This window comes from Streptomyces sp. JLBJ103 (assembly GCF_058215575.1).
The window spans coordinates 7,856,602-7,868,683 of record NZ_CM177089.1; the positions used below are offsets into that span (position 1 = coordinate 7,856,602).

Annotated in this window: 11 protein-coding genes; 4 read left to right on the plus strand and 7 right to left on the minus strand. The window is 69.0% G+C overall.

Going from position 1 to position 12,082, the window contains the following annotated elements:
- The first annotated feature begins 116 nt into the window (after window positions 1-116).
- Complete coding sequence (locus AC4BEG_RS33585; RefSeq protein WP_490703436.1) at window positions 117-1,730, plus strand: GMC oxidoreductase; 1,614 nt, start codon at window positions 117-119, stop codon at window positions 1,728-1,730.
- Window positions 1,731-1,865: 135 nt separating this feature from the next.
- Window positions 1,866-2,441 carry a hypothetical protein gene (locus AC4BEG_RS33590; RefSeq protein ID WP_490703437.1) on the plus strand — a complete coding sequence of 192 codons (576 nt, stop codon included), beginning with the start codon at window positions 1,866-1,868 and terminating at the stop codon, window positions 2,439-2,441.
- Window positions 2,442-2,477: 36 nt separating this feature from the next.
- On the opposite strand, the gene AC4BEG_RS33595 is transcribed toward AC4BEG_RS33590, so the two are convergent.
- The 6 genes from AC4BEG_RS33595 to AC4BEG_RS33620 form a co-directional block, all read right to left on the minus strand.
- Entirely contained in the window at window positions 2,478-3,752 is a 1,275-nt protein-coding gene (locus tag AC4BEG_RS33595) for a DUF1266 domain-containing protein (RefSeq protein WP_490703438.1), read from the minus strand.
- A gap of 15 nt (window positions 3,753-3,767) precedes the next feature.
- Entirely contained in the window at window positions 3,768-4,370 is a 603-nt protein-coding gene (locus AC4BEG_RS33600; protein ID WP_490703439.1) for a hypothetical protein, read from the minus strand.
- Window positions 4,371-4,430: 60 nt separating this feature from the next.
- A complete protein-coding gene (locus tag AC4BEG_RS33605; RefSeq protein WP_490703440.1) occupies window positions 4,431-6,269 on the minus strand; it encodes a glycoside hydrolase family 15 protein in 1,839 nt (612 codons plus the stop codon).
- Between the two features lie 116 nt (window positions 6,270-6,385).
- Window positions 6,386-7,327, minus strand: a complete 942-nt coding sequence (tgmB, locus tag AC4BEG_RS33610; protein WP_490703441.1) for an ATP-grasp ribosomal peptide maturase — start codon at window positions 7,325-7,327, stop codon at window positions 6,386-6,388.
- Between the two features lie 23 nt (window positions 7,328-7,350).
- Window positions 7,351-7,542 carry a putative ATP-grasp-modified RiPP gene (gene tgmA / locus AC4BEG_RS33615; protein WP_490707293.1) on the minus strand — a complete coding sequence of 64 codons (192 nt, stop codon included), beginning with the start codon at window positions 7,540-7,542 and terminating at the stop codon, window positions 7,351-7,353.
- Between the two features lie 212 nt (window positions 7,543-7,754).
- Window positions 7,755-8,828 (minus strand): mechanosensitive ion channel family protein, encoded by a 1,074-nt coding sequence (locus AC4BEG_RS33620; protein ID WP_490703442.1) that lies wholly within the window; start codon window positions 8,826-8,828, stop codon window positions 7,755-7,757.
- A gap of 306 nt (window positions 8,829-9,134) precedes the next feature.
- Between AC4BEG_RS33620 and AC4BEG_RS33625 the strand changes: the two genes are divergently transcribed.
- On the plus strand, window positions 9,135-10,352 hold the full coding sequence (locus tag AC4BEG_RS33625) for an MFS transporter (RefSeq protein WP_490703443.1): 1,218 nt from the start codon (window positions 9,135-9,137) through the stop codon (window positions 10,350-10,352).
- Between the two features lie 22 nt (window positions 10,353-10,374).
- On the opposite strand, the gene AC4BEG_RS33630 is transcribed toward AC4BEG_RS33625, so the two are convergent.
- Entirely contained in the window at window positions 10,375-11,271 is an 897-nt protein-coding gene (locus tag AC4BEG_RS33630) for an endonuclease/exonuclease/phosphatase family protein (protein WP_490703444.1), read from the minus strand.
- Window positions 11,272-11,614: 343 nt separating this feature from the next.
- Between AC4BEG_RS33630 and AC4BEG_RS33635 the strand changes: the two genes are divergently transcribed.
- On the plus strand, window positions 11,615-12,061 hold the full coding sequence (locus AC4BEG_RS33635; protein ID WP_490703445.1) for a spore-associated protein A: 447 nt from the start codon (window positions 11,615-11,617) through the stop codon (window positions 12,059-12,061).
- Window positions 12,062-12,082 lie beyond the last annotated feature (21 nt).

A 12,082-nucleotide genomic window follows, 5' to 3' on the forward strand; every position in this document is an offset into this window, starting at 1 on the left:
CAGTCATCATTAATGACCCATTATTCCGCGCACCGGCAAGGCTGCCGCGGTGGGCTGCGGAAACGACCATGCGCCCGGTCATGGCCATTTGGAGACTCGCCGCGCATCATGCCGCCATGCCAGCGAATCTGACACGTCGTCATATTCTTGGGCTGGCCGCGCTACAGAGCGCCGCCGCCCTCGGTCTCACCCGTATCGGTCTCACCCCGGCGGCAGCCGCCACGAGTGCCGACCAGGTCCCCGCCGTTGTGGTCGGTTCCGGCTACGGGGCCGCGGTCGCCGCGCTGCGGCTCGGCGAGGCGGGTATCCGCACCCTGGTCATCGAGATGGGGCGGCTGTGGGACGCCCCCGCCGGTGACGGCCGGGTGTACTGCTCGATGACCTCCCCCGACCGGCGCTCCATGTGGTTCAAACACCGCACCGAGGCGCCCCTGTCCACCTTCCTGTGGCTGGATGTCATCAACCGGGACATCAGCCCCTACCCCGGTGTGCTGGACCGGGTCCGCTACCCCGGGATGTCCGTCTACGTCGGCCGTGGCGTCGGCGGAGGGTCACTGGTCAACGGCGGTATCGCCGTGACCCCGCCACGCGCGTACTTCGAGGAGGTGCTGCCGGGCGTCGACGCCGACACGATGTACGGCAGCTACTACCCGCTGGCCAACCGGATGCTCGGCACGGCCACCGTGCCGTCCGCCTGGTTCGAGTCCACCGAGTGGTACGCCTACGCCCGGGTCGCGCGCTCCCAGGCGCAGCGCGCGGGGCTGAAGACCGTGTTTGTGCCCAATGTGTACGACTTCGACTACATGCAGCGGGAGGCCGCCGGGACCGCCACCAAGTCCGCCCTGGGCCAGGAGGTCATCTACGGCAACAACTTCGGCAAACGCAGCCTCGACAAGACCTATCTCGCGGCGGCCCTCGGTACCGGCAACGTCACCCTCCACACCCTCAGCCGCGTCCGGGCCGTGAGGCAGGACACCGACGGCTCCTACGTCCTGACCGTCGACCGCATCGACGACACCGGCGCCGTCACCGCAACCGACGAGATCGCCTGCCGTTCGCTCTTCCTCGGCGCGGGCAGCCTCGGCACCACCGAACTGCTGCTGCGCGCCCGCGAGACCGGCGCGCTGCCCCGGCTGAGCGCGGAGGTGGGCCGGGGCTGGGGCGGCAACGGCAATGTGATGCTCGGCCGCGCCAACCACGTCTGGAACCCCACCGGGGCTCATCAGTCCACCATCCCGGTGATGGCGATCGACGCCTGGTCCGACGCCAAGAATCCGGTGTTCGCCGAGATCGCGCCGCTGCCGGCCGGGCTCGAGACCTGGGTCAGCCTCTACCTCGCCATCACCAAGAACCCCGAACGCGGCACCTTCACCTACGACGCGGCGCAGGACACCGTCGTCCTGAACTGGAGCAGCGGCCAGAGCGCCCCCTCCGTGGCCGCCGCCAAGGCCCTCTTCGACCGGGTCAACTGGGCCAATGCCACGATCTACCGGCACGACCTCTTCGGTGACACCCGGGCCTTCGCGGACGACTTCTGCTACCACCCGCTGGGCGGCTGTGTGCTGGGCCGGGCCACCGACATCTACGGCCGCGCGGCCGGGTACGAGCGGCTGTACATCACGGACGGTTCACTCATCCCGGGGTCCATCGGAGTCAATCCCTTCGTCACCATCACGGCCCTGGCCGAGCGCACCATGGCCCGTGTGCTGGCCGAGGACGACGTGGGGTAGCCACCGTCCGGACACCCCTGGCCGGCAGGTATGTTGTCGCAACACGATCAGGTGCCAGGGGCGTCGGAGGAAATGATGGGTACGGTCGCGGCGGCGCGGAACTCAGGGGGCACCGGGCACACATCAACATCGGTGGTGTCCGGCCCCGACCGTACCTGGCCCTCCTCGCTCAAGTGGGCCGTGCTCATCCCGGTGTTGAGCACTCTGGCGGGCTGCTTCTCCCAGTACCCGTACGGCATGTGGCTCGGCATCCCGCTGGTGTTCTTCGCCGCCGGTGCCGCCGCGGTCGTCGTGGGGGGCCTGTGGCACCGTGGGGGCGCGGCCGCCGTGGCGGGCATCGCGGCGCTCGTGCTCGCGTTCTTCGCCGGGCCCGCGCTCTACGAGCTCTACGCGAAGAAGGCGGGTGACCCGGTCGACGCCGTGGTGACCAAGACCGGGCACCGCAAGTCCCTCCGGGGCAAGCCGCTGGAGAGCTGTACCGTGGTCGACACCTCGGGCGGCATCCACCACATCTCCCAGCGGCAGAACTGCTTCGGCCAGTTCAGGACCGGTCAGCATGTGATCCTGTACAAGGATCCGGCGGGGTTGCTTGATCCGTTCGCCGACACTTCCGGCGACCGCGCCCCCGACCTCACCGGACTGGGCATATCCGCCGGGCTGTTCGCGCTCACCGGGGGGAGCGTGTTCCTCGCCGGGCAGCGGCGGCGATGACACCGCCGACCGCCCCGCGTGGCGCTGAGACACGGCCTATGTGAAGGGGAGGGTGAGCCAGGGGCTGGCCGGGTCGGTGGTCAGGATGCGATGCGCCGTGAGCATGTCCTCGTACCAGCTGCCGAACTCCTCCTCGTCGAAGTGGAGACAGCGCCCGAGGATGTACGCGGCGGAAAACTCCTCCCAGGAGCGGTAGTTGGCCTGGGCCGCGCGGCTCGCCCGCAGTACGGCGTGCTCGGCCTCGGGCAGGGCGCAGAACCGGGCGGCCAGCCCCCAGCGGGCCATCCCCGAGGCCCGGCCGTAGTCCCAGGCCTCCACGGTCCGGATGAACTTCCCCTCGGCCAGCAGCCCGTCCGCGCGGAACCGGGCCTCGTACCGTGCGATCCGCCCGATGAGCCGCTGGATTCCCGCGACCTGCGCCTCCAGCTCCGCGTTCTCCCGGGGCTCGGTCTTGGTGACCCCGTCGGGGGTGATCCGGAACTCGGCCTCGGCCGCGTTGCGGCGCAGCACCCGCTCGGCCACCGCCCGCCAGTGGTCCACTCCGACCGGCCCGGCGAAGTCCAGGGCCAGTGAGCGGCGGACACCGAGCGCGAACTCCCAGACGCCGCTGATCATCTCGGCGGCGAGCAGCGCCTCCTGGGTGCGCTGCCACTCCTCGCGGCTGGTGACTCCCCACCACTCCTTGAGCCGGTTGCGCTCGCTGGTGTAGCCACCGCCGTGGTAGGCCATGGCGTTCCACAGCTCGCCGTTCTTCACGAACAGCAGTGCCGCGCAGGCCAGGCCATGGGCCACCGGCCCCTCCGTGGCCCCGCCAAAGTCCAGTCCGCGCAGTTCGAGATGGGAGTGGCCGCAGCCGGTGGTGTTCTGGGCGTGCTGCTTCCACAGGGCCCGCTGCGCGGGTCCCGCGGGGAAGAACGTCTCACACGGGGTGCCGGGGTTGATCACGATCCACCGTGGATCGTCGTGCCGCCACTCGTCGGCGAACCAGCCCAGGGACTGCGAGAGGAAGACCGTCTCCGGATGGGGAGCGGGGAGCATGCCCTCGGTGAGCACCGGCAGGCACTCCGCCCCGACCTGCGGATAGAAGTACGGAGTGAACCGCACCGTCCTCGGATGCGCCTGGAGCCGGGTGTATGAGTCGGCCACGAACAGATCCGTGCGCGCCAGCACATCGAAGTACGCCGGCCAGTCACCGCGGTTCTTCGCCTCGTACAGCTCCCGCTCGACACGGCTGGGCGCCTGCCATGCCGCCGTCGCCCCATGACCGCCGTGTTGTTCCGGCCCGGCGGTGAGCCCCTCCCCGTTCCCCATGACGGTCAACCTTATCTATCCGAGCAGGATGACCATGAACACGGTCAGCAGCCACAACACCGGCAGGAGCACCACGAACGAGGCAGGGCGCTGGAAAACGGGCCTACCGATGTCCGGGCGCGCCCCGAACTGGTCGTGCCCGGGGTCCGGCAGCTTGTTGATCTTCGAACGTGCCACCAGGTCGGCGATGATGGTGAACGGGTTGAACAGCCCCGCCGAGAACGGGCTCCACCACCCCTGCCACAGCGTCCTGCTCATCATGTCGCGGAACACCGAGGTGCCGCAGATCCGGCAGAACGGCCCTTCCAGCTTGCGGAAGGTCATCATCACCAGCATTCCCTGGTGGGCGCGGATGGTGACATCGGCCGCGGGGAAGCCGCCACAGATCCGGCAGCTGTGCTGACCGTGGGCGCCGGCCTGCGGGTACGCCCCGGGCTGACCGTACGGGCCCGGCTGACCGTACGGGCCCGGCTGCCCGTATGCCCCGGGCTGGGCCGGGGCGCCGGGGACCGGCTGTGGCGGCGCCTGCACCTGCGGGGCCGCCGGTGCCTGGGGCGCCCCGTATCCGGCTCCGGGAACCGCGCCGTAGGGATTCCCGGGCGGTGGTGGCTGTGACATGAACGTCCTTCGGAAAGACATGTACATGGACAGGTCAAACCTATCGTCCATGCCCTCCGGTCAGCCCAGCGCCCGGTCGAGGTTGAACGCCGCACTGATCAGGGCGAGGTGGGTGAACGCCTGTGGGAAGTTGCCGCTCTGCTCACCGGTGCGGCCGATCTCCTCCGCGTACAGCCCGAGGTGGTTGGCGTACGTCAGCATCTTCTCGAAGGCCAGCCGGGCTTCGTCCACCCGGCCCGCCCGGGCCAGCGCCTCCACGTACCAGAACGAGCAGATCGAGAAGGTGCCCTCCTCGCCCGGCAGCCCGTCGGGGCTGCGCTGCGGGTCGTAGCGGTAGACGAGCGAGTCGGACACCAGCTCCTCGCCCAGGGCGTCCAGTGTGGACAGCCACTTGGGGTCGGTGGGGGAGATGAACTTGGCGAGCGGCATCATCAGCACCGCGGCGTCGAGGACGTCATCGCCCTCGTGCTGGACGAACGCCCGCCGCTCGGGGGACCAGCCGTTGCGCATGATCCGCCGGTAGATGGTGTCGCGGGCGTGTGCCCAGCGGGGGGTGTCCGCGGGCAGCCCACGATGGCGGGCGATCCGCATGGCCCGCTCGATCGCGACCCAGCACATCAACTGCGAGTACAGGAACCGCTGGGCCCCACCGCGGCTCTCCCAGATGCCACGGTCGGGCTGGTCCCAGTGGTCGCAGACCCAGCCGACCAGTTCGCCGATGGTGTCCCAGTGCTCGCTGGACAGTGGCTGGCCCCATTTGTCGTAGAGGTAGAGGGAGTCCACCAGGGCGCCGTAGATGTCCAGTTGCAGCTGTTCGACCGCCTTGTTGCCGATGCGGACCGGGGCCGAACCCAGGTAGCCCTCCAGATGGGGCAGTTCCTCCTCAGGGAGGTCACTGCGGCCGTCGATGCCGTACATGATCTGGAGCGGTCCGCGCGGGCCCTCCTGGAGGCGGGTGTTCTCGGACAGGAAGCGGACGAAGTCCTCGGCCTCGTCGGTGAAGCCCAGCCGGAGCATCGCGTAGATGCAGAACGCGGCGTCACGGATCCAGACGTAGCGGTAGTCCCAGTTGCGGGTGCCGCCGATCAACTCCGGCAGACCGGCGGTGGGCGCGGCCACGATGGCACCGGTCGGGGCGTAGGTGAGGAGCTTGAGGGTGAGCGCCGAGCGGTGCACCATCTCGCGCCAGCGCCCCCGGTAGCGGGACTGGGACAGCCAGCGGCGCCAGTACCGCACGGTGGCGCCGAACTGTTCCTCGGCCTCGGCCAGCGGGCAGGCCCGGGGCTGTACCGAGTCACCGATCCGGTCCAGTGCGAAGACCGCGGTCTCGCCCTCGACCAGTTTGAAGGTGGACACCGCGTCCTGGCCGTCGGCCTCGAGGGTGACGCTGGAGGTCAGCGCGAGCGACAGCTCCGGGGAGGCGAAGACGGTGTGGTCGTGTCCGATGTCCAGGGTGTGGGTCCGCCGGCCGTAGTCGAAGCGGGGTGCCACCCGTGCGGTGAACGGCATCGATCCGCGGACGCACAACACCCGGCGGATCACCCGGTGCCGGTCGGCCTCGCGGGAGTCGTCCATGATCGGCATGAAGTCCTGGACCTCGGCGACGCCGTCGTCCGCGAAGAACCGGGTGATCAGGATGTTGGTGTCGGGGAAGTAGAACTGCTTGTTGCGCACCGGCACGTCAGGGGCGAGCTCGAAGGCCCCGCCGCGGTCGGCGTCCAGGATCGACGCGAAGACGCTGGGGGCGTCGAACCGGGCGCAGCAGTACCAGTCGATGGTGCCGTTCGTGCCGACGAGCGCGGCCGTCCGCAGATCGCCGATCAGTCCGTGCTCGGCGATGGGGAGGTAGCGGGGCGCGTCCGCCTTGCTGGGGCGGAGAAACCCTTCGGGCGCGGTCATCCGGACCTCCCGCGCTGACGGGGCAGGAACTCTTCCGTTCTCAGGGTACGACCGGCCGGCCGGGGCGACGAATCAGTCGCCGCCGGGCGGTACGGGTCTGCCCTCGGCGGTGCGGGTCAGCAGCCGTCGGCATCGCGGGGCGCGGCCAGCCAGGAGGCGACGGCCGCCGCGATGGGCTGGCCGGTCTCCAGCTCGATAAAGCCGAACTGGCCACCTTGATTGCACTCCAGGAACCACCACAGGCCCTCTTCGTCCTCGGCGAAGTCGAAGGCTCCGTAGGCGAGATTGGTGAGTGACATGTACTCGTGGACCGCACGAACGATTCTGTCGGGCACTTCCACCGGCTCCCACAGATGTCCATGGCAGCCGAAGCGGCCATCCACCTGGTCGGCGGCGGAGACCTTACGCGCTGCGAACAACTGATCACCCACACAGATCAGCCGGATGTCGGCTTGCTTGGGAATGAACCGCTGGAGAAGGGTGGCCCCGGCGGCGACGTCCGAGAAATCCGTGTCAGGCCCGATGCGGGTGGTCGGGAGGGTGACCGGAGGATCGACGCTGGGCGGGCCGGAGGTGGATTTCACGACGATGTCGCGGAACTCGGCCGCGAACTCATGGGCCGCCCGGGGATACGTGGTGACGAGAGTGGCCGGAACGGCGAAACCGCTCCGCTGGGCAATCCTTAACTGGAAGGGTTTGCAGCGCGCCAGCACGGCGGCGCCGGGGTGGTTCATCCAGCGGGCCGTCGTGGAGTAGAGCATCCCGTAGAGGGCCTGGCCGCACTCGGCGGTCAGCCACTCCGAGGGCTCGTTGGCGTTCGCCGCGGGCTGTCCCGGCCTGCGTACCCAGATCGAGCGCAGGCCGTGCATGCTCATCAGGCGCCCGCCGGTCGACAGATAGCCGGTGAAGTCACCACGGTCGAAGTCGGCCGACAGGGCGGCGTCCTTGGGAAGGTCCGCGGGATCGAAGCGGAGGAGGGGGACGCCGCGTTCGCGCAGCTCCGCCACCACCAGGTCCGCCGTCACATCCTGGCGGCACGTCAGGATGAGTACCGTCATCGAAGTTCTTTTGGTTCAGTCGGTCAGTCGTCGAAGTGCGTCTTCGAACCAGCTGTTGAGGTGGTCGTACCGGTGGCCAGAAGCACCGCCCGGTCGGCGATGGCCGGACGCCCGTCGCAAAGCACATTCAACTGGAGGGCGACGTTATACGAGTAGGGAACAATCACCGGCGATTGGTCGGCCGGGATTGCGTGGCCCAGTGCAAAAGGCTGCATGAGTGACCTCTGGTGCTCCATGAATTGTTCCAACCGTCACGACAGTACGCACAAAAGTGTAGGAGACTCTCTGCGAACTGTTATGTCATTTCTATGGCGGTATGAAATACGTCACAAGAGGCAACCCTGAGCTCATTCGGGTACATCAGGTCATGCCCACTTCATCGTCGGACGGGAAGTCATACGGAGTGCGTATGAAGCGAAGTCGCGACTCAGAGTGAGGAAGAGGAGATGAACCCCGGTCCGGCCGACGGTTGTTCCTGCTGGGGGAGGAGAAGAGTGCGGGTCGGCAGCGGGATCTCGATGCCCTCCGCGTGGAACCTGCTGTGCAGTTCCTTCATGAACTCATGCTTGATCAGGTACTGGTCACTGAACTCCAGGGCGCGCAGGAACACCGAGAAGTCGATGCCCGACTCGCCGAAGGTGTGGAACCGCACGGTCGTCTCGTGGTCGGCGACCCCGCCGGAGACGTCGGCCATCACCTTCCCGGCCACCTCGAGCGTTACGCGCTCGACATGGGCGAGGTCACTTCCGTAACCGACCCGTCCCTGCACCATGACGGACATCTGCTGCTCCGGCTGGTGAAAGTTGGTCATGATGGTATTGCCCAGTTTGGCGTTCGGGATGATGACGAGGTTGTCCGAGAGCTGACGCACCGCGGTGTTGCGCCAGTTGATGTCCACGACATAGCCCTCCTCTCCGCTGCTCAGCCGGATGTAGTGCCCCGGCTGCACCGTCTTGGAGGCGAGGATGTGCACCCCCGCGAACAGATTGGCCAGGGTGTCCTGAAGGGCCAGCGCCACCGCCAGACCGCCCACGCCCAGCGCCGTGAGCAGCGGCGCGATCGAGACGCCCAGCGTTTCCAGCAGCACCAGCACGCCCATCGCCAGCACCGCTATCCGCGTGATGTTGACGAAGATGGTGGCGGTTCCGGCCACCCCCGAGCGGGACAGCGCCAACGTCCGCACCAGATCGGCCACCACCCGCGCCGCCGTGACCGTGGTGACCAGGATCAGCACCCCGATCAGCACCTGGTTCACATCGTGGCCGACCGACGAGGTCAGCGGCAGCGCCGCGGCCGCCGCCGACGCGCCCGCGGCCAGCGCGGCCCACGGTGCCAGGCTGCACAGGGTGTCGACGATGATGTCATCGCCGCTCCACCGGGTTCTCCGGGCCCGCACCCCCAGCCAGCGCAGGCCCCACCGCAGCAGCAGGCCGACCGCCATGCTGCCGAGCAGCGCCGCGCCGACCACGATGATGTCGTGCAGGGTGAGTGCGCGGTTCATCGGCCACCACCCCCTGTTGCCGCCGGGGCGGAGCGCCGTCCGGAGTGCTGTTCTGTCACGCTGTCACCTGCTCGATCCGGGAAACTACGGGTCGTGCCGGGGCACATCAGTTCGGCCCCGGCGCAAGGTGCCTATCCTGCCCCATGCGGTGAGTGGTTCAGGACGGCCCCGGGGGCGACCCCGGTCAAGGCCGGTCATCGCTGGTCAGCGGGGTGACCGGGGCCTGCCTGCCGGAGCGGATCCGGTGACGGGCACGGCCCTACGGGGCGGCTGGATTCCTGTCCCTTTGTGGTGAAATGACGCAGCATGGGGACTCAGGAGTACGAGGCGGACCGGACCTGGCCGTTCGTCGTGGCGGCCTACGCCTTTGTGGCCACCATGGTCGGCACCACTCTGCCCACCCCGCTCTACGACCTCTACCAGCGACGGCTGGGCTTCTCCCCGTTCATGTCCACCGTGATCTACGCCGTCTACGCCCTCGGTGTCATCGTCGCGCTCCTGCTGTTCGGCCATCTGTCCGACGCCGTCGGCCGACGCCCTGTCATGCTGGCCGCCCTGGTGCTGTCCGCGGCCAGCGCGCTGTGCTTCCTCACCGCGCACGGACTGCCGGAGCTGTTCACGGGCCGTACGCTGTCGGGGCTTTCGGCCGGGCTGATCACCGGCACCGCCACGGTGACCGTCATCGAACTGGCGCCACCGCGGCTGCGGAACGCCTCCACCCTCGTCGCCACCGTGGCCAATCTGGGCGGGCTGGGCCTCGGTTCCCTGCTGGCGGGCGTGCTCGCGGAATGGGCCCCGGCGCCACTGCGGCTGGTGTTCGTGGTGGACCTCGTCCTGGTGACGCCGGCGGCGGCCGGAGTGCTGGCCCTCCCCGAGACCGTACGGCGCACCGGCCGTCCACCGGTGCGGCCGGAGCGGCTGCGGGTGCCCCGCGAGATGCGTTCCACCTTCGTGCCCGCGGCCATGGCCGGGTTCGCGGGCTTCGCCACCTTGGGGCTGTTCACCTCCGTGACCCCGACGTTCCTGTTCGAGGTGGAGGGCGAACGGGATCTCGCCGTCGCCGGTGGTGTGGTGTTCTCGGTGTTCGCCGCCTCCCTCGGCGGTCAGTTGCTGGCACAGCGGCTGGGCATCCGGCGGGCACTGCCCGGAGGGTGCGCCCTGCTGGTGGCGGGCATGGCCGCCATCGCCGGTTCGCTGGCCGCCGCCTCACTGCCGCTGCTGGTGTTCGGGTCGGTGGTCGCGGGCACCGGCCAGGGGCTGTCGTTCCACGCCGCGGTGCGGGCGGTGACCCGGCGGAGCCCGGCCGCGCGGCGCGCCGAGGTCACCTCCGCGCTGTTCGTGCTGATGTACCTGGCGATCTCGATCCCGGTGATCGGGGTCGGGGCGCTGTCCGTCGCGGTCGGCGTACGCACCGCCGGGCTGATCTTCACCGGCTGTGTGGCCCTGCTGGCAACCGCCACCCTGCTCCGGCTGCCGCGCCACGGCGACCTGGAGGAGCGGCCCATGGCGCACCGGCGCCGATAGGCGCGTCACGGGCTCGCCCCGGTCACAGCTCCAGCACCACCCGTACCGGCAGATGGTCGCTGGGGAACTGGCCGTCGCGGGAGTAGGTGTCGATGACGGCGTGACGGGTGCGCACCCCAGGCGAGGTCAGGATCCAGTCGATCCGGTCCCCGTCGGGCACCAGCGGACCGTAGCCGTGGAAGGTGCCGTACAGCTTGCCGCGCTGCTCGGCGGAGTCCCAGGTGTCGACCAGCGCCCCGCCGTCGAGCATCGCGTCGTAGACCGGATTGCCGTGGGCGGCCACGTTGAAGTCTCCGGTGACGATGCGGGGAAGGGCCTTGTCGAGTCCGTGCAGCCGCTCGGTGATCAGTGCCGCGGCACGCTCCCGGGCGTGCTGACCGCGGTGGTCCAGATGGGTGTTGAGGGCGTAGAACTGCCCGTCGTTGGCGCGGTCGAGGAAGCGGACCCAGGTGACCATGCGGACCACGGCCCCGCCCCAGGTGTTCGACCCGATCACATACGGGGTGTCGGAGAGCCAGAAGTGGTCGTACTCCAGCGGTTCCAGCCGGTCGATGTCGTAGAAGACGGCCATGAACTCGTCCCGGCTGCCGCCCGCCCGGCCGGTGCCGAGCCAGGTGTAGCGCGGTCCGAGGTCATGGGCGATATCACGCAACTGCCCGTACAGCCCCTCCTGGGTGCCCAGCAGCTGCGGCCGGGTCCGGCGCAGCAGTTCACGCATGGCGGGGCGGCGCTGGGCCCAGGAGATGGGTTCGGAATCGGAGGCGTAGCGGAGGTTGAAGGTCATGGCGGTCAGCCGCGGGCCGTCGCCCGAGGGGGCGTCCGCGGCGGCGTGCTGGGCCTGGGTGACGAGCGGGAGCGCGAGGGCGGTGGCGGCCGCGGCACGCATACCGTGACGACGGCTGAACACAGGTGCGGGCATGGCTCCTCCAAGGTCCGGCGTTGACCCTTCAGTCTCGGGTCGCACGGTGTGGGCGGAGTGTCCTGCGGAGACCGTGTGGAGGAACGTACGACCACACGCCGACGGCCTCAAGAGGCGGAGCCCCCTGGGATCGTGGGAGGTGCGAAGTCCGGTGCTGCGATGGGCCGTTCAGCGATTCGGCCGTCGCGGGGTGCGGCGGTGCGGCGTTCATTCCGGAACGGGGCCGTCGCACCACCGGGTCAACGATCGAATGCATAAGCGGTTCAAGGCAGTACAACCTTCTTCGGCACCAACATGTCACTTGTTTCAGACGCAAAAAGTGTCTACGAGACAAGGGGGATAAATGAAGATTTCTCGAGGTATCGCAGCAACCGCCGTCCTGGCGTCCGCCATCGCCGGCACCGCGGCCCTCGCCCCGCAGGCGTCAGCCGCCGCCAAGGCCGCGTACAACGGGGCCTGCGGAAGCGGCTACTCGGTGGTCAACTCGGCGCCGATCGGGTCGAAGGGCACCGTCTTCCTCACCTACAACTCCTCCAAGGGCAAGAACTGTGTGGTCACCGTGCGCAACGCGGCGGGCTCACCGGTGGAGATGTTCGCCTACCTCTACGCCGAAGGGGCCTCCGAGTCGGTCGAGGACAGCGGCCTGTACCGCTCGTACGCCGGACCGGTGTACACCTACGGGCGCGGCAAGTGCATCGACTGGGCCGGTGGCATCGGCAACCAGTCCACCTGGACCTACGGCTCGAACTGCGGCTCGCTGAAGGCGCACCGCGTCACCAAGGGCTGGTGATCCCGCTCCCGGTCGTACACC